Origin of the sequence: Paracoccus aminovorans (genome assembly GCF_900005615.1) — a bacterium.
GTDB classification, from domain to species: Bacteria; Pseudomonadota; Alphaproteobacteria; order Rhodobacterales; family Rhodobacteraceae; genus Paracoccus; species Paracoccus aminovorans.
Window position 1 is genome coordinate 2,405,716 of sequence record NZ_LN832559.1, and the last position, 20,649, is coordinate 2,426,364.

Genomic DNA, 20,649 nt, shown 5'->3' on the forward strand with positions numbered 1-20,649 from the left:
GCCCGAGGCACCTGATCCCTTTCCAGCCGCGACGGGATGACGCGCGCTATGCCTCGACACGATGCATCTCGCCATAGGTTCCGGGCGTAATGCCGAAGCGCCTCTGGAACAGGCGCGAGAACCTTGCGGTCGGGAACAGCCCCACCTGCGCGGAAACCTGCTTCAGGGACAAACCGCGCGACAGCAGCATCCGCGCCGCATCCAGCCGCAGGGCCTCGACGAAATGGGCCGGGCTCTGGCCGGTGGCGGCGGTGAACTTGCGGTGGAAGCTGCGCTCGGTCAGTCCGGCGCGGGCGGCCAGGGCCGGGACATCCAGGGGGGCGTGCAGGTTGGCCTGGATCCAGCCGATCAGGTCCGCGAAGGGGCTGTCGCCCCTGGCCTGCGCCGACAGCACCGGGCTGAACTGCGACTGATGGCCCGGCCGGCGCGCATAAAGCACCAGCCGCTCCGCCACCTCGGCCGCGATGCCGGCGTCCAGGTCGCAGGCGACCGTGGCCAGAACGGCATCTTCCCGGCCTGTCCCAGGGCGCGGTTGGCGCCGTTGAAGACCGATGCGGGTCCGGCCATGTCCAAGAGCTCGAACCCCGGATAGAGGATGAAGACGACCTGGTGCATTGGCGGAGATTGCACGCTTTTTGTCATGTCTGCCAGCGGCTCCGCCGGCTAATCTGAACCGACAGATGTTTCCCTGCCGGTTCGACGAGGCTGAAAATGGACATGAATGGTGAAACGGCCCGCGAGATCCTCGAAAGGTCGGCGGCCATCACCGCATGTCCTTTCGCAACTTCACCACAGGCCACAGCCATGCCTTCGGCGGCACCTATCTGGAATTGGTCCCGGGCAAGCGCCTGGTCTATACCGACCGCTTCGACGACCCCAACATGCCGGGCGAGATGACGGTCACGGTGGACCTGAAGCAGGTCTCGGTCGGCACCGAGATCGCCATCGAACAGCAGGGCGTGCCGGACATGATCCCAGCCGAGGCCTGCTATCTCGGCTGGCAGGATTCGCTGCACAAGCTGGCGAAACTGGTCCAGCCCGAGATCAAACAATAGGCGCAGGAGCCGTCCAATGACCCCCACTATCACCGCCTTCGCGCAATCCCCCGACCGCGGCCAGGGACAGGCGCGCGACATGCGCGTCCGTTGGGCGCTGGAAGAGGTTGGCCAGCCCTACGATGTCCGCCTGGTGAGTTTCGACGAGATGAAGCAGCCCCCGCATCTGGCGCTGCACCCTTTCGGGCAGATCCCGACCTATGAGAAGGGCGATCTTGCCCTGTTCGAGTCGGGCGCCATCGTGCTGCATGTCGCGCAAAGCCATCCGGGCCTGCTGCCCGAGGACGCGAATGCGCAGGCGCGGGCGGTCATGTGGATCTTCGCCGCGCTCAACACCGTCGAGCCGCCCATCGTCGAGTGGGAACAGGCCCGCTACCATGAGCCCGACAGGCCCTGGCACCAGGCGCGCCTTTCCCTGCTGGAGAAGCGCATCTGTGTCCGGCCGGAGCAGCTTTCCCGCCGGCTCGGCGCTGCCGACTGGCTCGACGGCACTTTCAGCGCCGGCGACCTGCTGATGGTGACGGTGCTGCGCAGGCTGGAGGGCAGCGGCATGGTGGAGGAACATCCGAACCTGGCCCGCTACGTCGCTCGCGGCAAGGGGCGTCCCGCCTATCAGCACGCTTTCGCCGCGCAACTGGCGGTATTCACGGCGTCGCAGGGTTAAGCGGGTTTTTGCAGAAGATCATGGCAGACTGAAGCAACGGGAAGGGAGACCTCGCAGCATGGCGACATTCGTCTTCGGAATGAACCTGTCGCTGGACGGCTATGTCGATCACGACGCTTTCGCGCCCGACCCGGTGCTGTTCCAGCACTGGACCCGGCAGGTGCGCGGCTTGGCCGGCAGCCTCTACGGGCGCCGCATCTACGAGATCATGCGCTACTGGGACGAGGACCGTCCCGAATGGTCCCCGGCGGAGCGCGATTTTGCCGAAGCCTGGCGGCGGCAGCCGAAATGGGTGGTCTCGCGCTCGCTGGCATCGGTCGACCCAACGCCACGCTTGTTTCCGACGACATCGAGGCGACGATACACGGCCTCAAGGCACGGCATGACGGCGAGATCGACATCGCCGGCCCGCACCTGGCGCAGAGCCTGACCGACTCCGGCGATCTGGGGCAGGTCGTCCCAGATATTATAAGTGGCATGGGGCGAACGATGGCCGCTCCGGCCCTGACCGCTGAGGTCCAGCGCGACGACATGGCATCCGGCAAGCCGGGGCGCCAGCTCCTGGAAGCTGGCGGCGTGGTCCATCCAGCCGTGCAAGGCCAGCACGGGAATGCCGCCCTCATGCCCCCATGCCAGCCCGCCAAGCTGCAACCCGTCCACGTCCCATCGACAGTCTCGCGGGGGTGCCGCATCAGGCCCGTTCATCTGCATGCCCTGCTATTGGTTCTGCCCGGTCCGGGCATATCCCGCCTTATCCGCGAATTGAAGCGCCACGGCTGCCTTGCGGGCTGGACCTGAAAAGCGACGGCGCGGCGAGGCGGGGAAGGCGGCGGCCACCCGGCCTTCAGCAATAACGCCCGGCAACCGCGATCCGCAGTATCCACACGAAAGTCCCGGCCGCCTCCCGAAGCTGGTCAGGAGCAACCCCGCCAAAGCCCAGTATGAGGCCCGATCGGCGCGCAGCACCGCCATACATGGGCGAGATCGGTCGCATCCGGCACCGGCCCGCTGTCATTCGGCGCGATGGTGTCGTAATGATGGCAAAACGATTCAGGTCAGATCATGCGAACTCATTTTGCTGCTCTTCTCGCTCTCATGATCGCCAGTGGCTGCGCGGTCGGTTCCGGCGCCGTGGTCAAGGGCGCCGGGCCGGACGACCTCCTGAAGCTGCGCGAAGGCCCCGGGCTCAACCACAAGATCATCATCGGCCTGCCCGACGGAACGCGCCTCACCCGTCAGAGCTGCGTCACGAATAGCGGCAAGGTCTGGTGCAGAGTCACGCTCACCGACAGGCCGGGGATCTCGGGTTACGTCTCGGCAGAATATCTCGCGCATCGGTGAAAGGTCCGGTCCATTGCGGCCGGCTGGGACAAATGGTGTATTGCGACGCGGCACTCGAAACCGGCCATTCGTGCCTGTCGCGGCATCCCATCCTGATCCGCGTCTCGTCAACTTGCCCCTTCCTCTGCCTTACACCACCCCACGCAGCAGCATCTCCGCTCCCAGCAGGGCGAGCATGATCAGGAACCAGCGCCGGAAGGTGGCGGGGCTGAGGGCGCGGCGCAGGATCTGCCCCGCCCACATGCCGATCAGCGCCGGAACAACGGCCAGCACGGAAAGCGCAAGCTGGTCGAATTGCCAAGCCTGGTGCGAGGCCAGGCCGAGCGCCAGGGCGATGGTCGAGGTCGTGAAGGCTAGGCCGAGCGCCTGGACTAGGTCGTCCTTCTCCAGCCCGAGCGCCTGCATGTAGGGAACCGCAGGAATGACGAACACGCCGGTCGCCCCCGCAATCACCCCGGTGGTCAGCCCGACCAGCGGCGAGAACCACCGCTCTTGGACAGCTGCGACCCGGAACGGCGAAGCGAGAAGGGTATAAAGCGCATAGGCCACCAGCGTGGCGCCGAGGACCGCTGTCGTCGCCCCGCCATTCCCGCCGGCCAGCAGCGGGGCGGCGGTCAATGTCCTCGCCATGCTTGCAGCCGTCATCGGCCAAAGCCGCCGCGCCAGGGCGCCGATGCGCGGACCGGCCAGAAGCTGCCACAGATTGGTGACCATGGACGGCACGATCAGCAGGCTCGCGGCAACCAAGGGCGACAGCAGTGCGCCCAGGACGCCCATGGCGAGCGTGGGCAGGCCCATGCCGGTGACGCCCTTGACAATGCCGGCGGCAAGGAAGGTCACGGCGACCAGAGGAATGGTGAAACGTTCATGGTCCCTGCATAGCGGCGGGGCGGCAGCCGGCAATGCGGATCTGCCGCATCCAGGCTTCGGCTGGTCCGAAGGCTGATTCCGCGTTATGTTGGCATATGCGCTTCGATCCGACCGACCTTCGCCTGTTCCTTGCCGTGGCCGACGCCGGCAGCATCACCCATGGCGCCGCCGATGCCGGGCTTTCGCTGCCCGCCGCCAGCGAGCGGCTGGGGGACATGGAACTGTCCGGCGGCGTCAGGCTGCTGGACCGCGGGCGGCGCGGCGTGGCGCTGACCGAGGCCGGCGAGGCGCTGGCCCATCATGCGCGGCTGATCAGCCGCCAGATGGCGATGATGCGCGGGGAACTGGGCGAATATGCCACGGGGCTGCGCTCGACCCTGCGGGTTCTGGCCAACACCGCCGCCATGGCCGAACTGATGCCGCAGCGGCTTGCGGGGTGGATGGGTGCCAATCCGCGCGTGGACCTCGACCTGAAGTAGCGCCAGAGCATCGAGATCGCGCGCAGCGTGGCGGCGGGCTTTGCCGACCTCGGCATTCTCTCGGCGGCGGCGGCACTGGACGGGTTGGTGCTGCGCCCCTTTGCCGAGGACCGGCTGGTCGTCGTCGCGGCGCGTCAGGACGACATGGCCCAGATGCGGCAGATCCGCCTGGCCGACCTCGCCGGGCGCTATTTCATCGGCCTGTCCGGCAGCGCGCTTCAGGATCACATCGCTGCGCAAGCCGCGGCGATGGGGATGGCGTTGCGCTATCGCGTCAGGCTGCGGAGCTTCGAGGCGATCTGCCACGTGGCCGGAGCGGGCGCCGGGATCGGCATCGTGCCGGAAACTGCCGCCCGGCGCATGAAGCGGACCTCGGGCATCGCGATCATCCGGCTCGCCGACGGTTGGGCACGGCAGCGCCTCGCGGTCTGCATCCGGGCCGGCACCGAGCTTTCCGTTCCGGCGCAGAGCCTGTTTCGCCATCTGACCGAGGCCCGCCCGCAGCGTGACTGGGCGCGGGGGCTCCCGCCCCACCGCCAAAGCGGCGCTCGCGTCAGAGCCCTGGCTGCGACTGTCGTGGAACAGGGGGAAATGACCGACGGCCTGCACCTGTAATCGGCAGAAGACAGGAGCGCGACCGTGCACTCTGCGGCTTCTCCAGGCGGCGCTGCTGTCTTTGGCGGGACCGGACTTATCGCCAGAATCTGTGGACGGATCTGGGGAGGCTTCTCCGCGCCCACAGGCTCGGAGCCTACCTCACCCGAATTTTGGGCAGAGCGGATGCCCCAGAGCTTCTCAGCGAAGAGGCGCGCTTACGCGCCGGCAACAGATCATTGGGGAGATTCGTCATTGGTCGGAGAGGAAGGCTCCGAAGTGACTTGGGCCGGAGGGAAAATCGGAAACACAACACACACCTCTTCCGGCCATACGTGGTATTTACGCCCGCTTGACGTGCGCGGCAACTTGACTCTTTGGATAGGCCGAGAGCTCCTTCTTCAGCGTGTGGAACTTCTCGGAGCCTATGTTCTCCGCCGTCGAAGATGTTCGCCATCGGCACAGGCCAGGGACAAGGGTCGGTGAAAGCCGGGGGCGATCCGTTCAGCTGGCCGGACCGGCCGACCGCTCGTCCTGCGCATCGGGAACGGCGCGGGTCAGGCTGGCCCTTTTCCGCGCAGACAGGATGTGACGCAGAAAAAAGCGGATCATCTCGCGCGAGGCGTCCGGGCCTTTCGGGTCGGTGAAGCGACCCCGGGACGAGCCGCCGGACCAGGCATGGCCCGATTCCGCGACGCTCCAATGCTCGACCAGCGGACGGCCCGCGCCGAGGCGATAGACGGTCCGCCGATAGGCGCGGCCATTCGGCACCTGGCCGGCGGTCTCGGTGCCGCGCAGCGCGGGGTAAGGCTCGCGGGCACGCAAGACCACCAACCGTCCGTTGCGGGGATTGACCACGCGGTCATGGCTGCCGTGAAAGACGATCGTCGGCATCGGCAGCATCAGGCGCAAGCCGGGATCGCCGCGCTGCATCGCCACAAGCGCCGAGGCCTGGTCGCGGGCCGCGCCCGCCGGCAGGCCGGAATGCACGCCCACGGCCGCGAACAGCTCGGGATAGGCGCGGGCCAGCGCCAGCGCCATCGAGGCGCCTGCGGACAGGCCGGCGACATAGACCCGGGCCGGATCGGCGCCGTGCTTCCTGACTAGGTCGCGCGTCAGGCTGGCGAGGAGGGCTGCCTCGCCCGCGCCCCGGCGGTTGTCCTCGGGCCGGAACCAGTTCCAGCAGCGGGTCGGATGTGCCTCGCGCGGCTGTGCGGGATAGACCACGATCAGGCCGAAGGTCTTGGCCAAGGCATTCATGCCGGTTCCCTTGGCGAAGTCGGCCGGGGTCTGGCCGCAGCCGTGCAGCATGACCAGCAGCGGTGGCGCGGCCGTCGTCATGCCCGGCTTGAAGATCCTGTAGTGGCGCGCGCCATGTTCGCATCGATGCAGGCCGGCGCGGTCGCTCGCGGCCGGCATCGACCGGGTCGGGACCGGGGGTTTTTCCGGCGCGGCGGCCCTGGCACGCGCCTTGCGCGGCGGCTTGGGCTTCGGGGCCGCGACACGCGGCACAACCGCCTTCAGCGCCGCCGCAGCGAGCGAGGCGGCCAGATCGACCGCCAGCTTCAGCCCGCCCTTCATCGGCGAAGCCGCCTTCCAAGGTCGACGCTTGCCGGCCCGGGTTCCGCGTTTTTTGCTGCGGGTCATCGGATCCCCCGAATCATGCCTGTTCTCCGGCCGGCACGCCGCTTGCAGCTCATTTCTTCCTCGCGCCCCGCCCCGTCATCCGGCTTGCGGCGCGCAGGGCCAGCGCCGAAGCCAGCAGCAGCTCGCGGCCCGGGGAAACCTCCTCGCGCACAGCGGGGGCGACGCGGCCCTCGGTGCCCGGCCGGTCCATGCCCGGCGGCGGCGTGTCCGCCTTGACCGCGCCGCGCCGGCCCATGGGCTTCGGCGCGCCGGTCGTGGTGTCGCGGGCGGTCTGCTGCTCGATCTCGGCATTAAGTTCGGCCCCGGCCAGGACAACATAGGCCGACAGCCACAGCCAGGTCAGCAGCACGACCACGCCGGCCAGGGTGCCATACGTCTCGGTATAGCTGGCGAAATTGCTGACATAGAGCGAAAATGCCAGCGAGGCGGCGATCCAGACGCAGACCGCCAGCGCCGCGCCCAGGCTGAGCCAACGCCATTTCGCCGCCCTGCGCGACGGGCCGAAGCGATAGACCACCGACAGCCCCAGCACCGCGAAGCCCGCCAGAATCGGCCAGGTGATCCACGAGATCGCCGCCTGCACCCCATCGCCCAGGCGCAGAAGCCCGGCGGCCAGGGGCAGCACCACGATCAGCCCGATGGCGAGGATCAGCCCGACCACCAGCCCCAGCGTCAGCGCGAAGCCGGTCAGGTAAAGCCGCAGATAGCCGCGAGTCTCCTCTTCGTCATAGGCGATGTTCAGCCCCTCGATCAGCGTCATCACCCCCCTGGTCGCGCCGTAAAGGGCGATCGCCAGGCCTGAAGCCGCAACCAGCCCGGTTCCGGTTCCGCTATCGGTCACCTTCAGAAGCTGGTCGCGGATGATCCCGGCGGCGTCGGGCGGCAGCATCGTGAAGATCCGCTCCATGGTGCTGCCCAGGTCGGCGGGATTCAGGACCAGCCCCGAAATCGCCACCAGCGCCGCGATGGCGGGGAACACGGCGATCAGGCCGTAGAAGGCGATGCCGGCGGCGACGACGCCGACATGATCCTCGCCGATCTGGGCCCGGACCCGGCGGAGGATCTGTTTCCAGCCCGAGAAGGGGATGCGGGTGGGCGTCTCGGCGCCGTGGCCCAGATCGTCGGCAAGGGGGGAGGCTGTCGGCATGGGGATCCTCGTCCGGTTCGCGGTGACGCAGGCGGAACGCGGCAGGGGGCGGCTTGGGTCCGGGCAGAGATCCTCGCGGTCACATGCTGGCTCTCCGCGCGCCATTGGGGACAACTCTGTCCGCCGTCGCGGCGTGCCGGAGGAGCCGGTCGACTACAATACCGATTTGGTGAAAGCTGTCCGCGAACTCGACACCATCACCGCAAGCGCGGATGCTGTCGGCGGAGCCGCTTCGGTTGCCGCGACGCGCGCCCTGCTGCCTGCCGGCCGGCGCGTGGTGACGAACACGCGCACGCTGCGGGCATTCCATGGGTTCGCCATCCCGAGGATGAGCTTCAGCAGGTTGCCATGCTCGCCGCGCGAGGTCTACTGAGGGTTCGGATCGCCGAAATCCCTCCGCTCTCCGAGGCAGCCGTGGCGCTACGCGCATCAAAACAGGGCACAGTCCGGGGAAGATCCTCCTGCGTCCCTGAACTTTCAGCCGATCCCCGACGTTGAAAGGAGAGACGGCCAGGCTCAAAGAGCCAAGCCGCAAGAGTTTTTGTCAGTTGTTGCACGCCGCGCTCAGCACCGCCTTGATCGAAGCTGTGGCAACGTCGTCGTCGATCCCGACGCCGAAGATTTTGCGGCCGTCACGGTTACGGCATTCAAGATAGGCAACGGCCTGGGAGTCTGTGCCGCGCTTCAAAGCGTGTTCCTGATAGTCGACAACTTCCAGCGAAAGCCCGAAACTCTCTTCGAGAGCGGCGACAGCACTGGAGATCAACCCGTTACCGCGACCGGTAATGGAGACTTCACGGCCCTCGTGGCGAATGCGCCCGACAAAGACGCGGGAATTACCAGCTTTGCTGTGATTACGATCCCGGTAGCTTATGAGTTCAAATTGCTGAGGGCCGGTCAGGTGATAGGCATCTTGAAAGATCGACCAGATCATCTCGGCGGTGATTTCCTTGCTGCTCCCGTCAGCAAACTCCTGCACCCGGCGGCTGAGATCGACCTGTAGCTGTCGCGGCAGTTTCAGGCCCTTGTCCTGTTCGATGACCCAGGCAACGCCACCCTTGCCGGACTGGCTGTTGACACGGATCACCGCCTCATAGGTTTCACCGATATCTGCCGGGTCGACTGGCAGGTAGGGCATTTCCCAGACGCCATCATTGCGCTGTCGATGAGCGGCGAAGCCTTTCTTGATCGCGTCCTGATGCGAGCCGGAAAACGCTGTATGCACCAGCGCCCCAGCATAGGGATGACGGGGATGGACCGGCAATCCATTGCAATGTTCCACCGTTTTCACGACATCGCGGACTGCCGGAAAATAAAGCTTCGGATCGATTCCCTGCGTGTAGAAGTTCAACGCCAATGTCACCAGATCGACATTTCCGGTTCTCTCGCCATTGCCGAACAGGCAGCCTTCGATACGCTCCGCTCCTGCGAGCAACGCCTGCTCGGCCGCCGCTACCGCCGTTCCGCGATCATTGTGCGGATGCACGCTGATGACGACAGCATCGCGACGCGAGATGTTACGGCAAAACCATTCGATCTGGTCGGCGTATACATTGGGAGTCGCCACCTCGACGGTTGCCGGCAGGTTGAGGATCACCGGCCGTTCGGGCGTAGGCTGCCACACGTCAAGCACGCGTTCACAAATCTCCAGTGCAAAGTCAGGCTCGGTGAAGCAGAACGTTTCCGGCGAATACTCGAAGGTCCAGTCCGTCTCCGGCCGCTTCAGGCTTTCCTCAAGCATCGCGGTGACGCCGGTGACGGCCAGATCAATGATCTGGTGACGCTCCATTCCAAAGACGACGCGACGGAACAGCGGCGCCGTCGCGTTGTAGAGATGGACAATCGCCTGCTTTGCACCATCAAGAGACTCAAACGTGCGAGCGATCAGGTCCACGCGGGATTGCGTCAACACCTGAATCGTAACATCGTCGGGAACACGGTTCCCTTCGATCAGTGCCCGCACAAAGTCGAACTCCGTCTGTGATGCAGAGGGAAAGGCAACTTCGATCTCCTTGAAGCCGACGCCCAGCAGCATGTCGTAGAAGCGCATTTTGCGCTCGACATCCATCGGGTCGGCCAGCGCCTGATTGCCGTCACGCAGATCGGTTGACAGCCAACGAGGCGCTTGCGTGAGTTTATTCGATGGCCATTTCCGCTCAGGCAGTTCGACGGGAGATTGAAAAGGACGGTATTTGGTTTCAGGGTTCTTCAGCATGACAGTTCCGATTGTGCGGATGGTTTGGTGTTGGCACGACAAAATACGGCCGCCGGGAGGCCTTCAGTCCCGACGACCGCCGATAAGTCGTAGTGCAACCCAAAGAACCGGGCACAAAATCGTGGAGCCGAGGGCAGCCGCCAACACGACCGGGTCTGCCGCCGCGAAGCGCGGCGTTACGGACTGGTCAAAAGGGCGGGATGAGGCGAACACCTGGCTGATAGATCCTGTTGTTTGAACAGTCCTACCATGCCAGCCTGAAGCGTGATAATCTTGCGCGCGAAGATCATTTTTCGTCGCGAAAGGATCAATCCTTGCAAGCCGCACAAGAAGTGACGGATAGTGTCGCTGTCGTCTCTCACGACGGGCAGCGATATTCGAGCCCAAGGCACACCCATCCTCGGGCACAATTGCTCTACGCCATCAAGGGTGTCATCTCCGTCACCACCGACAACGGAACCTGGGTCGTTCCGCCGAGTCGGGCGGTCTGGCTTCCGGCCAATACCGAGCATGAAACCTCCAGCCGGTCCAGCGTACAGTTTCGCTGCCTGATGATCGACACCGGGAACATTCCTAACTTGCCTGACGAGTGTATGGTCGTTGATGTTACCCCTCTTCTGCGGGAACTCATACTGAAGCTTGCAGAGTTGGCGGCGCACCGGGAAGAAAACCGAAAAATGGCCGATGCCGTGGTCCGTTTGCTTCTGCTGGAGCTATCCTTCTCGCCGGTGCGGGCGCTCAATTTGCCCATGCCTCAGCATCATGAGCTTGCACAGCTTTGTGAGAGCGCCCGCAATGATTTGCCGAACAGGATTTCCATCGACACCGCTGCGTCTGCGCTTCATATGAGCCGGGCCACGTTCATGCGGCTGTTCCAGCGCGAAACCGGAATGAGTTTCGGCAGATGGTATCAGCAAGCACGAATGCTGAATGCGCTATCTCTGTTAGCGGAGGGACGCGGTATCCTGGATGTCGCGTTCGAATGCGGCTACGATAGCCCAAGCGCATTTTCTGCGATGTTCCGTCGTTCTCTCGGCTGCGCACCAAGCACATACTTCGAGTAACGTGGGGTTCAAAGCAATCGCTCGCACCGCAGGCGACCCATCTTGGCCGCAAGCGCGAGCATATTGCGCAGCGTGGCGTTGCGGTTGCACGGCGACCAGACGGCCGAGAACGGGATCGGCTCCGGTTCGTCGATGAACGGCAGGAAGACGATGCCGGTTGTCGGCAGCATCGACGTGGCCGCGCCGACGATGGTAATGCCGAAGCCCTGCCCGACCATCGTGCCGCGCCCCACATCGAGGCGCATGATCGACGGCGCGGGCCAGCGCCCGGCGAGGCGCAGCACGATATGGTCATGGACATGCCGGCGGGTGCCGCCCTGCCGCACAAGGAATGTCTCGCCCGCCAGGTCGGCCCAGGTAATGGCCGGTTGCGTTGCGAGCGGGTGCCCGAGCGCCTCCACCGCGGTGGGATCGTCGATGCCGCGCTTGCGCACGCCTTCCATGATCAACCCCTTTGCATCGCGGGCATAGGCGTCGCCGAGCACCTGGAAGCTCGCGAGGTCGGCCTTGACGACGGAAAGTTCCGGCATTGCGACCTCGCTGTCGAAAATAATAGACCTGATGTTCTACGGCATATGGGGTGGGATGGCCGATCCGACCGAAGGCGCCAAGGTCACCAAATAGGCGGCAACCAGGGCGCGCCGGCCGCATTGGCCCGGCGCTTTGCCAGCATAGCGACCGCGGATTGAGACCGAGGGCAAGCCCGGGTCGGAGCCATATCGTCATCTCCCCGATTTCACCGCTCACCCTTAAGGAGAAGCAACCATGAAGGCCGCATGGCCCTCGCATGCCTGCGCGACGCTGCCGATCCGGGCAAGGCCGTCCAGCGGCACCCTCCACCGTCGCGCATTGTAGATCTGCGGGATCAGCGCGCAATCGGCATAACCCGGCGTATCGCCATGGCAGAAGCGGCCCGTGAAGCCCGGATGATCCAGCAACGCTTCAACGGCCGCCAGACCTTCGGCGATGTTGCGACGGTTCCATTCGGCGCGCGCCTCGGCCCCGGCAAGTTCCTCGACCCGTGCCAGCACCTTCAGGTTCGACACGGGATGGATGTCGCAGGCCACCGCCAGCGCGATTGCCCGCACCCGCGCGCGATCCGCAGGCGCCTCGGGCAGCAGCGCGGGCTGGGGCCGGGTGTCCTCCAGATAGTCCATGATCGCCAGCGACTGCGTCAGCACCAGCCCGTCGATCTCCAGCACCGGCACCAGCCCCTGCGGGTTCAGCGCCAGATGCTCGTGATCGCGTTGCGCGCCCGCGACCAGATCGACCGCGATCTCGTCATAGGCAATCCCCTTCAGCCCCAGCGCGATCCGCACCCGATAGGATGCGGAGGAACGCCAGTAATCATGCAGGACAATCCTCATGGCTTGGCCGGCAGAATGGTGCCGGTGCAAGGGCCGAAGCCGATGCGGTAGCCGTCGCCCTGCGCGTTGGCGAACAATGCGACCTCATCCCCATCCTCGATGAAGGTGCGAGGCTGGCCGTTCACCATGACCGCGACCTTGCCGTTCCGGGTCATCTCCAGCAGCGCCCCGGTCTGGTCCGGGCTGGGCCCCGAGATGGTCCCCGACCCCAGCAAATCGCCCACCCGCATCGGGCAGCCCGACTCGGTATGATGGGCCAGTTGCTGCGCGCTGGAGAAATACATCACGTTGTAATTAGTACGGCCCATGACCTGACCATTCATGGCCCAGCCGATTTCCAGATCATAAAAGCCGGGGCGCTCCTCGGCCAGGTAAGGCAGCAGCGGGTTCACGCGCGGCGCCCCTTCGCACCGAAACGGCTCCAGCGCGGCCTGGGTCACGACCCAGGGGCCGATGGTGGTGCCAAGCGCCTTCGACTGGAACGGGCCAAGCGGCTGGTATTCCCAAGCCTGCACATCGCGCGCCGACCAGTCGTTCAGCAGCACATAGCCGAAGATCATCGCCTCGGCGTCCTCGACGCTCAGACGCTCGCCCATGGTGCTGTCCGCGCCGACGACGGCGCCCAGTTCCAGTTCCAGATCCAGACGGCGGCAGGCGGCCCATTCGGGACCGTTCTCGCCCCGGACCTGCCCCATCGGCCGCCGGATCGGCGTGCCCGAGACCACGACCGATGAGGCCCGCCCGTTATAGCCGATGGGCATATGCGTCCATTGCGGCGGCAGCGCATTTTCCGGGCCGCGAAACAGCACGCCGACATTGAAGGCATGGTTCTTCGAGGCATAGAAATCGGTATATTCCGTGACTCGGATCGGCAGGTGCAGAGCCGCCTCCGCCATCGCGACCAACGGCAGATCACCCGTCGCGCGCTCTGCCAGAAGCTCGATCAGGCGCGCGCGCATCCGGTCCCATTCGCCCCGGCCCCGCGCCATGAAGCCGTTCAACTGCGACTGCGCAAAGGTGCCCCCAGCGTCCAGCAGCCCCTGCCTCTCGCATGCCGCCAGATCCAGGATCATGTCGCCAATGGCCACGCCGCAACGCGGGGCATCGCCAGGAAGGGAAAACACACCATAGGGCAGGTTGTTCAGGGGAAAGGGGCAATCGGGTTGATTGGCGCTCTCGATCCTTGACCGCAGCAAAGACATGCTCAGCATCCTTTTTTCCGTTTTTCAAATACCCACAGGGGATCCGGGGGCTGACAGCCCCCGGCCCGGGGCAGATCACTTGACGCCGGACGTGCCGTCGAACTTCTTTTCCAGCTTCTGCCAGACCTCCATGTATTCCTCCTGCATCGGTGCCTCCTTGGCGGCATAATGCGTCAGATGCTGGGGAAAGCGGGTCTCGAACATGAAGCTCATGGTTTCGTCCAGCTTTTCGGGCTTCAACTCGCCATTGCTGGCATGTTCGAAGGCGTCGCGGTCCGGCCCATGCGGCAGCATGCAGTTGTGCAGGCTGATGCCGCCCGGCGCAAAGCCCTGGGGCTTGGCGTCATAGACGCCATAGATGTTGCCCATCAGCTCGGACATGATGTTCTTGTGATACCATGGCGGGCGGAAGGAATGCTCGGCCACCATCCAGCGTTCGCGGAACAGCACAAAGTCGATATTCGCCGTCCCCTCCTGCCCGGAAGGCGCCGTCAGGACCGTGAAGATCGAGGGATCTGGATGGTCGAACAGGATCGCGCCGACCGGGGAATAGGTGCGCAGGTCGTATTTGTAGGCGCAGTAATTGCCGTGCCAGGCCACGATATCCAGCGGAGAATGGTCGATCCATGTTTCATGGAATTGCCCGCACCACTTGATCACCACGCGCGACCGGACCTCGCGGTCCTCGAAAGCCGCGACTGGGCATTTGAAGTCGCGGGTGTTCGCCATGCAGTTCGCGCCGATCGGGCCGCGGCCCGGCAGGTCGAATTTCTGCCCGTAATTCTCGCAGACGAAACCGCGGCAGGGGCCTTCCAGCACTTCGACGCGATAGACCAGACCGCGCGGCAAGATGGCGATTTCCTTCGGCTCCAGGTCGATCACGCCCAGTTCGGTGCAGAAGCGCAACTTACCCTCCTGCGGGACGACCAGCAATTCGCTGTCGGCGGAAAAGAAATACTCGTCCTTCATCGATTGCGTGATCAGATAGACATGGCTTGCCATGCCGACCTGCGTGTTCACATCGCCCGCCGTGGTGATGGTGCGCATCCCAGTGATCCAGGTCAGATCCTGATCCGGCACCGGGATCGGGTCCCAGCGATATTGGCCAAGGCTGACGATGTCGTGGCAGATGTTCGGGGCACTCCGCCAATAGGGCACGTCGATGGGTGAGAAGCGCCCGGTGTGATGGACCGAGGGGCGAATGCGATAGCACCAAGTCCGCTCGTTCTGGCCGCGCGGCGCGGTGAAGGCGGTGCCGGAAAGCTGCTCGGCATAAAGGCCGTATTCGCATTTCTGCGGGCTGTTCTGGCCCTGCGGCAGCGCGCCGGGCAGTGCCTCGGTTTCGAAATCATTGCCGAAGCCGGGCATATAACCCTCATGCGTGCCGGTCGTCACCGTCGCGCGGATCATCCCCAAAGGCATGTCATGCTGCGCCATCTTTCCTCCCCCCAAAGATCGTTGCATCTGCAATAAATATATCGTTGCTTCTGCAACGATGTCAATGCCGCCCTGACACCATCGCTTTCCCGTTGCGATTACAACGTTTCCTTGCTGTCCTTGGCGGAAATGGAGGCATGCATGACATTCGATCTCGACAGTTTCCTGCCCTATCGGCTGGCCGTGGCCGCGGCCCAGGTCAGTGACCGATTCTCGCACCTCTATGCGGCCGAGGCGGGGCTGACGATCCCCGAATGGCGGGTACTCGCGCATCTGCATGGGCAGGAGGGTGTCAGCGTGCGCGATATCACCCGGCGGGTGAATCTTGAGAAATCCGTGGTCAGCCGCGCCGCCAGCCGGCTGGAGCGCGACGGGCTGCTTGAGAAAACCGACAACAAGGACGACCGGCGGCTGGTCGCTCTGCGGCTGACCAGCCAGGGGCGTGCCCTGATGGACCGGTTGGGCCGCCTGGCCCTGTCCTTTCAGAAGCAACTGCTTCAGGAACTGGGCGCGGATGCCGAGACATTCTCGCGCGTGCTGGACCGGTTGTCCGCGCCGGTCGATGTCAGTCGCTGATCGCCGCCCGCTGCCGCACGGCCTGGTGCAGGGCGCGGATGCCCTGCTCCAGCGCGCTGCGATCCTCGGGCGACATCAAGCACAGGATTTCGTCGGCCCGGCCCGAAACCTCGTCGAAGACCTGCCGGAACAGCGCCTGGCCCGCCTCGGTCGCGCCATAGCTGCGCAACCTGCGGTCCGATCCCAGGATCGCGCGGTCGATCAGGCCCTTGTCCTCAAGGCGGCTGGCGGCACGGCTGACCTGGACCTTGTCCAGCGAGGTCCGCTGCGCTAGTTGCACCGAATCAATAGTGCCCGCATCCGCCAGCAGGAACAAAAGCCGCCATTCCTCACGCGTGAGACCGTATTTCTGGCCATAGACGGCGAAAAGCTGGCGTGAGAAAGCCTCGGCCCCCACAGCCAGGCGATAAGGCAGAAAATTTTCCATGCTCATCGCAACGCTCCGCAAATTCGTTTCATTTGAAATAGTTTCATGGATTCGCGCGGGGAATTCAACCCCGCAGGGCAGCCGGATTTCGTCCCTTCTGCAACGTTGCGTTTGCAACAATATTGACATTGTTGCAAATGATACGATTATGACCCCAGGTTCACGGCAATCGACATGTCCAGAGGGAGGAGACATATGGGCTTGGCATCATCCGGCAGCGCGCCTGTCGCGCAACAACAGAAATCATCCATCCGGCTGCTTTTCGCGGCCAGCATGGGCACGGTTATCGAATGGTATGACTTCGCCATCTTCGCGTTCTGCGCAGCCTTGGTTTTCAACTCGGCGTTCTTCCCCGAGGTCGATCCTGTCACCGGCGTCATCGCCGCCCTGTCCGCGCAGGCAGTGGGCTTCGTGGCGCGTCCTGTGGGCGGGTGGTTCTTCGGTGTGCTGGGCGATCGCATCGGGCGCAAGAAGGCGCTGGTTCTGAGCCTTTACCTGATGGGCGGCGCGACGGTCGCCATGGGCCTGCTTCCGACCTACGCCCAGATCGGCATCCTCGCGCCGCTGCTGCTGCTGGTGCTGCGCCTGCTGCAGGGCTTTGCCATCGGCGGCGAATCCACCGGCGCGCTGGTGCTGATCGCCGAAAGCCTGCCCGCGAAGCAGCGCGGGCTGTGGACCGGCTTTCCGATGGTGGGCGGCCCGGCCGGGAACGTGCTGGCGACCGGCGTCATCGGCGCGGTCATCGGCTATTTCGGCTCGGACGGATTCACCGAATGGGGCTGGCGCATTCCGTTCCTGATGTCCGCCCTGCTGATCCTGCTGGGCATCTGGGTCCGCCGCAAGGTCGAGGAATCTCCCGCCTTCATCAACCTGCAGGAAAACAAGGCCGAGGTCGTCAAGGCTCCCCTGCGCGAAGCGTTGTCCACCCAGGGACACAACATGCTGCGCGTCCTGCTGGTGAAATCGGGCGAAAGCGCGCTGTTCTACCTGTTCTCGACCTTCTTCATCGTACTGGCAACGGTTTTTCTGAAATCTCCGCGTGAAGACGCGCTGAACGCGCTGTTCACAGCTTCCATCGTCGAGGTCTTGGTCATCCTGGCGGCGGGCGCGACCGCCGACCGCATCGGCCGCCGCACGGTGACGCTTGTGGGCCTGATCGGCGGCATCTTGGCGGGCTTCTGGCTGTTCAGCCTGGAACCGGGCGCCAGCGGCGCGGACCTGACCCGCGCGACCATCCTGACGCTGACCTTCCACGGCATCATCGTCGGCGGCATGTCGGCCTATTTCACCGAGTTGTTCCCCGCCCGCGTGCGCTATACCGCCATGTCCACCTCATATTCGGCGGCGACCGTGCTGGGTGGGGCGCTGGCTCCGATCATCGGCACCTGGCTGCTGAACAGCTTCGGCACCCCCTTTGCGGTGGCGGTCTATGCCGCGATGATGGCGATCCCGGCGATCATCGTGATGTTCACCACGCCCGAAACACGCGGCCGCGATCTGGTCCAATAGCAGGCAGGCAGACTGACCATCAGCCGCCTCTTCGGGGCGGCTGATGGCTTTTGACAAGCTGCGCATCTGCAAGCGCGCGAGGGGGCAGGTCAGCGGCAATGCGCCGACCGGCAGCATGGGGGGACAAGGTTACTTCGGACGAGACGGGCACTGTTGCACAAATCCTGTCATGGATTCATCTGATAAAACCCGTACGGTAGCTGGTCTGCATGAGCCGACCCGCATCCCCGACATACAGAACCCGGAACTGGCCAGCCTACAATGAAGCGCTCAAGCGCCGGGGTTCGCTGACGATCTGGTTCGACCCCGAGATGAGCTGGGATGCCGCGCCGACAGGCAGGCGTGGCCGCCAGCAGACCTACAGCGATGCCGCCATTCAGACGTGTCTTTCGATGAAGGTGCTCTTCGGCATGGCGCTCAGGCAGACGACTGGTTTCGTCGAGAGCCTGCTGCAGTTGGTTGGTCTCGACTGGACGGTGCCTGACTTCAGCACCCTGTCCCGTCGCCAGAAGACCCTGGCTGTGAACATACCGTATCGCGGGTCCAAGGGGCCGCTGCACCTGCTGATCGACAGCACTGGCATCAAGGTCGAGGGCGAAGGCGAGTGGCACGCCCGCAAGCATGGCGGCCCGAAACGGCGCGTCTGGCGCAAGATCCATCTGGGGATTGATGAGGAAACGCTGGAGGTTCGGGCGGTGGAGATCACAGGGAGCCACATCGGCGATGCGCCGGTGTTACCCGACCTGCTCAAACAGATCCCGGCGCACGAGCAGATCGGCCGCGTCACAGCAGACGGCGCCTACGACACCCGCAAATGCCACGATGCCATCGCTGACCGCGGCGCCGACGCTGTCATTCCGCCCCGCAAGAACGCCAAACCCTGGAAGACAGTCGCCGCCGGCGCGGGCGCACGAAACGAGGCTCTGCGGGCATCGAAATACCTCGGTCGTGCCCTCTGGCGACGATGGAGTGGATACCACCCCCGAAGCCGCGTCGAGACGAAGATGCACTGTGTGAAACTGCTGGGTCAGCGCCTCATGGCACGGGACTTTGACCGACAGGTCGCCGAGCTTCAGGTCCGTATCGCTATTCTGAACCGTTACACCGCGCTTGGCACCCCCGTCACAGAGGCCGTGGGATAGATCTGTCCGGGGAAAGGGGAAATCCGGCCATCAACTCTTTGGTGCAACAGAGTCCTATCATGTCCATATCAAAACTTTCGAAGCACGTTACAAAACCCAATGCATAGCACTTCTTCATGCCTATTGCTTTCAGAGATCCTTGCGCGACAGCGGCGATCTTGGATATGAATTTTCAAGCCGCAAGTCCGCAAGTTGCTCCAGTCTTTTAAAAAGCAGCGAAGTAATGCCTGCCTTCTGCGGAAAAAAAGAGATGTAGAGGCGGAACTGTCCGGATGACAATGTCTCAAAGTTAAACTGGGAGAAATCAACGTCGAGGCGGCGGGCAATGTCCAATACGCGACCCGCTGTGATCATAGGCTCATGGCAGACGAAGTGTCCCGATATCAGCGTGTCCTCCTGCAGGTTGGCGGTAGTTTCGCGGACCTGTTCAGAACGTCCTGCCGGCATCATTTCATCCTTTCGATGGCAACCGCCGTCGCCTCGCCGCCGCCGATGCAGAGCGACGCGATGCCGCGGTCCAGCCCCCGCGCCTCCAGCGCCGCCAGCAGCGTGACCAGCACCCGCGCGCCCGAGGCGCCGATCGGATGTCCCAACGCGCAGGCGCCGCCGTTCACGTTCACCACCTCATGCGACAGGCCAAGGTCGCGCATCGCCGCCATGGCGACCACGGCGAAGGCCTCGTTGATCTCGAAAAGGTCGTAATCGCCAAGTTCCGTCCCGGTCCGGTCCAGCAGGCGCCGCACCGCGCCGATGGGCGCCGTCGGGAACAGAGCCGGCCGGTCGGCGAAGGTCGCATGGCCGAGGATGCGCGCCCGCGGCGCAAGCCCGCGCCGCTCGGCCTCGGATGCGCGCATCAGCAGCAGCGCCGCCGCCCCGTCCGAGATCGACGAGGCATTCGCCGCCGTCACCGTGCCGCCGGGCCGGAAGGCCGGCTTCAGCGTCGGGATCTTGTCGAGCCGCGCCTTGCCGGGCTGCTCGTCGGTATCGACCACCCGCGCGCCGCCGCGGTCCTGCACCGTGACCGGCGCAATCTCGGCGGCGAAGTCCCCCTCGGCGATGGCGCGCTGCGCCCGGGTCAGCGAGGCGATGGCGAAAGCGTCCTGCGCCTCGCGCGTGAAGCCATAGGCCTGGGCGCAATCCTCGGCGAAGCTGCCCATCAGCCGGCCCTTGTCATAGGCGTCCTCCAGCCCGTCCAGGAACATGTGGTCCAGCACCTGGCCGTGGCCCATGCGATAGCCCGCCCGCGCCTTGGGCAGCAGATAGGGCGCGTTCGACATGCTTTCCATGCCGCCGGCCACCACCACCCGGGCCGAGCCGGCCAGGATCAGGTCGTGCCCCAGCATCGCCGCCTTCATGCCCGAGCCGCACATCTTGTTCACCGTCGTCGCCCCCGCCGCCGCCGGCAGCCCCGCCGCCAGCGCCGCCTGCCGGGCCGGGGCCTGGCCCTGGCCGGCGGCCAGCACGCAGCCCATGAAGATCTCGTCCACCGCCCCGGGGTCGAGCCCGCCGAACGCGGCCCGAATCGCGGTCGCGCCAAGCTGCGCCGCCGGGACGCTAGCGAAATCGCCCTGAAAGCCGCCCATGGGCGTGCGGGCCGCGCCCGCAATGACGATCGGATCCTTGTCCATGATCTCTCCCTCCTGTTTCGGGGACGCGCTATTTCGGTGCCAGGCGCAGCGCGCCGTCCAGCCGGATGACCTCGCCGTTCAGCATCGGGTTCTCGACGACATGGCGCACCAGCGCCGCATATTCCTCGGGTCGGCCCAACCGCGGCGGAAAGGGCACGGTGCCGGCCAGGCTGTCCTGCACCTCCGCCTGTTGAACGGCTTGCAATAAGGACCCCGCTTCTGGGGTGATCGGCGTCCAAAATGGACCCCACCGACCGGGGGTTGGGTCCATTGTGCCTTCGATGA

The 20,649-nt window shown here is 64.9% G+C and carries 22 protein-coding genes and 3 pseudogenes; 11 read left to right on the forward strand and 14 right to left on the reverse strand.

What is annotated here, in order from left to right:
* Positions 1-46 precede the first annotated feature (46 nt).
* A complete protein-coding gene (locus JCM7685_RS20060) occupies positions 47-439 on the reverse strand; it encodes a helix-turn-helix domain-containing protein (protein ID WP_197701055.1) in 393 nt (130 codons plus the stop codon).
* Positions 440-761: 322 nt separating this feature from the next.
* Here JCM7685_RS20060 and JCM7685_RS11985 point away from each other — a divergent pair.
* From JCM7685_RS11985 to JCM7685_RS20320, 3 genes and pseudogenes are all read left to right on the forward strand, one after another.
* A pseudogene (locus tag JCM7685_RS11985) lies at positions 762-1,055 on the forward strand (SRPBCC domain-containing protein); the annotation flags it as partial.
* A gap of 16 nt (positions 1,056-1,071) precedes the next feature.
* Positions 1,072-1,719 carry a glutathione S-transferase family protein gene (locus JCM7685_RS11990; RefSeq protein ID WP_074970268.1) on the forward strand — a complete coding sequence of 216 codons (648 nt, stop codon included), beginning with the start codon at positions 1,072-1,074 and terminating at the stop codon, positions 1,717-1,719.
* 58 nt (positions 1,720-1,777) lie between these two features.
* Positions 1,778-2,149, forward strand: a complete 372-nt coding sequence (locus JCM7685_RS20320) for a hypothetical protein (RefSeq protein ID WP_231964723.1) — start codon at positions 1,778-1,780, stop codon at positions 2,147-2,149.
* Between the two features lie 23 nt (positions 2,150-2,172).
* Here JCM7685_RS20320 and JCM7685_RS20545 read toward each other — a convergent pair.
* Positions 2,173-2,430 (reverse strand): annotated as a pseudogene (locus JCM7685_RS20545) (alpha/beta fold hydrolase); the annotation flags it as partial.
* A 351-nt stretch (positions 2,431-2,781) separates the two neighbouring features.
* Between JCM7685_RS20545 and JCM7685_RS12005 the strand changes: the two are divergent.
* Positions 2,782-3,060 carry an SH3 domain-containing protein gene (locus JCM7685_RS12005; protein WP_074970266.1) on the forward strand — a complete coding sequence of 93 codons (279 nt, stop codon included), beginning with the start codon at positions 2,782-2,784 and terminating at the stop codon, positions 3,058-3,060.
* Between the two features lie 129 nt (positions 3,061-3,189).
* On the opposite strand, the gene JCM7685_RS12010 is transcribed toward JCM7685_RS12005, so the two are convergent.
* Positions 3,190-3,900 carry a sulfite exporter TauE/SafE family protein gene (locus JCM7685_RS12010; protein WP_231964631.1) on the reverse strand — a complete coding sequence of 237 codons (711 nt, stop codon included), beginning with the start codon at positions 3,898-3,900 and terminating at the stop codon, positions 3,190-3,192.
* 125 nt (positions 3,901-4,025) lie between these two features.
* Here JCM7685_RS12010 and JCM7685_RS20065 point away from each other — a divergent pair, with 125 nt between their 5' ends.
* Positions 4,026-4,409, forward strand: coding sequence for a LysR family transcriptional regulator (locus tag JCM7685_RS20065; RefSeq protein WP_074970264.1), 384 nt, complete (start codon positions 4,026-4,028; stop codon positions 4,407-4,409).
* A gap of 15 nt (positions 4,410-4,424) precedes the next feature.
* Entirely contained in the window at positions 4,425-5,024 is a 600-nt protein-coding gene (locus JCM7685_RS20070; protein WP_269458832.1) for a LysR substrate-binding domain-containing protein, read from the forward strand.
* A gap of 483 nt (positions 5,025-5,507) precedes the next feature.
* On the opposite strand, the gene JCM7685_RS12020 is transcribed toward JCM7685_RS20070, so the two are convergent.
* Positions 5,508-6,650 carry an extracellular catalytic domain type 1 short-chain-length polyhydroxyalkanoate depolymerase gene (locus JCM7685_RS12020; RefSeq protein ID WP_083412928.1) on the reverse strand — a complete coding sequence of 381 codons (1,143 nt, stop codon included), beginning with the start codon at positions 6,648-6,650 and terminating at the stop codon, positions 5,508-5,510.
* A 49-nt stretch (positions 6,651-6,699) separates the two neighbouring features.
* Positions 6,700-7,797, reverse strand: a complete 1,098-nt coding sequence (locus JCM7685_RS12025) for a YihY/virulence factor BrkB family protein (RefSeq protein WP_074970258.1) — start codon at positions 7,795-7,797, stop codon at positions 6,700-6,702.
* Between JCM7685_RS12025 and JCM7685_RS12030 the strand changes: the two genes are divergently transcribed.
* Positions 7,796-8,170: a hypothetical protein gene (locus JCM7685_RS12030; protein ID WP_074970256.1), complete on the forward strand. Its 375-nt coding sequence runs from the start codon at positions 7,796-7,798 to the stop codon at positions 8,168-8,170. The two genes, JCM7685_RS12025 and JCM7685_RS12030, sit on opposite strands and share 2 nt — an antisense overlap.
* Positions 8,171-8,341: 171 nt before the next feature.
* Here the strand turns inward: JCM7685_RS12030 and leuA are convergent, their stop codons facing one another.
* Positions 8,342-10,012: a 2-isopropylmalate synthase gene (leuA, locus tag JCM7685_RS12035; protein ID WP_074970254.1), complete on the reverse strand. Its 1,671-nt coding sequence runs from the start codon at positions 10,010-10,012 to the stop codon at positions 8,342-8,344.
* A gap of 230 nt (positions 10,013-10,242) precedes the next feature.
* On the opposite strand from leuA, the gene JCM7685_RS12040 reads away from it, so the two are divergent.
* Positions 10,243-11,076: an AraC family transcriptional regulator gene (locus tag JCM7685_RS12040; protein WP_197701056.1), complete on the forward strand. Its 834-nt coding sequence runs from the start codon at positions 10,243-10,245 to the stop codon at positions 11,074-11,076.
* An 8-nt stretch (positions 11,077-11,084) separates the two neighbouring features.
* Here the strand turns inward: JCM7685_RS12040 and JCM7685_RS12045 are convergent, their stop codons facing one another.
* The 4 genes from JCM7685_RS12045 to hmgA form a co-directional block, all read right to left on the reverse strand.
* Positions 11,085-11,606, reverse strand: a complete 522-nt coding sequence (locus JCM7685_RS12045; RefSeq protein WP_083412927.1) for a LysR substrate-binding domain-containing protein — start codon at positions 11,604-11,606, stop codon at positions 11,085-11,087.
* A gap of 219 nt (positions 11,607-11,825) precedes the next feature.
* Positions 11,826-12,443, reverse strand: a complete 618-nt coding sequence (gene maiA, locus JCM7685_RS12050) for a maleylacetoacetate isomerase (protein ID WP_170848973.1) — start codon at positions 12,441-12,443, stop codon at positions 11,826-11,828.
* Positions 12,440-13,645 (reverse strand): fumarylacetoacetase, encoded by a 1,206-nt coding sequence (fahA, locus tag JCM7685_RS12055; RefSeq protein WP_074970250.1) that lies wholly within the window; start codon positions 13,643-13,645, stop codon positions 12,440-12,442. Before fahA ends, maiA begins: the two co-directional genes overlap by 4 nt.
* A gap of 75 nt (positions 13,646-13,720) precedes the next feature.
* Positions 13,721-15,082, reverse strand: a complete 1,362-nt coding sequence (gene hmgA / locus JCM7685_RS12060; RefSeq protein WP_074970248.1) for a homogentisate 1,2-dioxygenase — start codon at positions 15,080-15,082, stop codon at positions 13,721-13,723.
* A 141-nt stretch (positions 15,083-15,223) separates the two neighbouring features.
* Here hmgA and JCM7685_RS12065 point away from each other — a divergent pair, with 141 nt between their 5' ends.
* Complete coding sequence (locus JCM7685_RS12065; RefSeq protein ID WP_074970246.1) at positions 15,224-15,658, forward strand: MarR family winged helix-turn-helix transcriptional regulator; 435 nt, start codon at positions 15,224-15,226, stop codon at positions 15,656-15,658.
* Here JCM7685_RS12065 and JCM7685_RS12070 read toward each other — a convergent pair.
* On the reverse strand, positions 15,648-16,091 hold the full coding sequence (locus JCM7685_RS12070; protein WP_074970244.1) for a MarR family winged helix-turn-helix transcriptional regulator: 444 nt from the start codon (positions 16,089-16,091) through the stop codon (positions 15,648-15,650). The genes JCM7685_RS12065 and JCM7685_RS12070 overlap by 11 nt on opposite strands.
* 189 nt (positions 16,092-16,280) lie before the next feature.
* Here JCM7685_RS12070 and JCM7685_RS12075 point away from each other — a divergent pair, with 189 nt between their 5' ends.
* Both JCM7685_RS12075 and JCM7685_RS12080 read left to right on the forward strand, forming a co-directional pair.
* Positions 16,281-17,594, forward strand: coding sequence for an MFS transporter (locus tag JCM7685_RS12075; protein ID WP_074970242.1), 1,314 nt, complete (start codon positions 16,281-16,283; stop codon positions 17,592-17,594).
* Between the two features lie 209 nt (positions 17,595-17,803).
* On the forward strand, positions 17,804-18,736 hold the full coding sequence (locus JCM7685_RS12080) for an IS5 family transposase (RefSeq protein WP_100526019.1): 933 nt from the start codon (positions 17,804-17,806) through the stop codon (positions 18,734-18,736).
* 129 nt (positions 18,737-18,865) lie between these two features.
* Here JCM7685_RS12080 and JCM7685_RS12085 read toward each other — a convergent pair whose 3' ends face one another.
* The 3 genes and pseudogenes from JCM7685_RS12085 to JCM7685_RS12095 form a co-directional block, all read right to left on the reverse strand.
* Positions 18,866-19,183, reverse strand: a complete 318-nt coding sequence (locus JCM7685_RS12085; RefSeq protein ID WP_145981075.1) for a hypothetical protein — start codon at positions 19,181-19,183, stop codon at positions 18,866-18,868.
* Positions 19,183-20,364 carry an acetyl-CoA C-acyltransferase gene (locus tag JCM7685_RS12090; protein ID WP_074971314.1) on the reverse strand — a complete coding sequence of 394 codons (1,182 nt, stop codon included), beginning with the start codon at positions 20,362-20,364 and terminating at the stop codon, positions 19,183-19,185. Before JCM7685_RS12090 ends, JCM7685_RS12085 begins: the two co-directional genes overlap by 1 nt.
* A 28-nt stretch (positions 20,365-20,392) precedes the next feature.
* Positions 20,393-20,548: pseudogene (locus tag JCM7685_RS12095) on the reverse strand (3-hydroxyacyl-CoA dehydrogenase); the annotation flags it as partial.
* Positions 20,549-20,649: the final 101 nt, after the last annotated feature.

Bases quoted from the DNA above. Each gene is read 5' to 3' on its own strand.
- JCM7685_RS11990 (WP_074970268.1), top strand. From the start codon at position 1,072: ATGACCCCCACTATCACCGCCTTCGCGCAATCCCCCGACCGCGGCCAG.
- JCM7685_RS20320 (WP_231964723.1), top strand. From the start codon at position 1,778: ATGGCGACATTCGTCTTCGGAATGAACCTGTCGCTGGACGGCTATGTC.
- JCM7685_RS12005 (WP_074970266.1), top strand. From the start codon at position 2,782: ATGCGAACTCATTTTGCTGCTCTTCTCGCTCTCATGATCGCCAGTGGC.
- JCM7685_RS20065 (WP_074970264.1), top strand. From the start codon at position 4,026: ATGCGCTTCGATCCGACCGACCTTCGCCTGTTCCTTGCCGTGGCCGAC.
- JCM7685_RS12020 (WP_083412928.1), bottom strand. From the start codon at position 6,650: ATGACCCGCAGCAAAAAACGCGGAACCCGGGCCGGCAAGCGTCGACCT.
- JCM7685_RS12030 (WP_074970256.1), top strand. From the start codon at position 7,796: ATGGGGATCCTCGTCCGGTTCGCGGTGACGCAGGCGGAACGCGGCAGG.
- JCM7685_RS12025 (WP_074970258.1), bottom strand. From the start codon at position 7,797: ATGCCGACAGCCTCCCCCCTTGCCGACGATCTGGGCCACGGCGCCGAG.
- leuA (WP_074970254.1), bottom strand. From the start codon at position 10,012: ATGCTGAAGAACCCTGAAACCAAATACCGTCCTTTTCAATCTCCCGTC.
- JCM7685_RS12045 (WP_083412927.1), bottom strand. From the start codon at position 11,606: ATGCCGGAACTTTCCGTCGTCAAGGCCGACCTCGCGAGCTTCCAGGTG.
- maiA (WP_170848973.1), bottom strand. From the start codon at position 12,443: ATGAGGATTGTCCTGCATGATTACTGGCGTTCCTCCGCATCCTATCGG.
- fahA (WP_074970250.1), bottom strand. From the start codon at position 13,645: ATGTCTTTGCTGCGGTCAAGGATCGAGAGCGCCAATCAACCCGATTGC.
- hmgA (WP_074970248.1), bottom strand. From the start codon at position 15,082: ATGGCGCAGCATGACATGCCTTTGGGGATGATCCGCGCGACGGTGACG.
- JCM7685_RS12065 (WP_074970246.1), top strand. From the start codon at position 15,224: ATGACATTCGATCTCGACAGTTTCCTGCCCTATCGGCTGGCCGTGGCC.
- JCM7685_RS12070 (WP_074970244.1), bottom strand. From the start codon at position 16,091: ATGAGCATGGAAAATTTTCTGCCTTATCGCCTGGCTGTGGGGGCCGAG.
- JCM7685_RS12075 (WP_074970242.1), top strand. From the start codon at position 16,281: ATGGGCTTGGCATCATCCGGCAGCGCGCCTGTCGCGCAACAACAGAAA.
- JCM7685_RS12080 (WP_100526019.1), top strand. From the start codon at position 17,804: ATGAGCCGACCCGCATCCCCGACATACAGAACCCGGAACTGGCCAGCC.
- JCM7685_RS12085 (WP_145981075.1), bottom strand. From the start codon at position 19,183: ATGCCGGCAGGACGTTCTGAACAGGTCCGCGAAACTACCGCCAACCTG.
- JCM7685_RS12090 (WP_074971314.1), bottom strand. From the start codon at position 20,364: ATGGACAAGGATCCGATCGTCATTGCGGGCGCGGCCCGCACGCCCATG.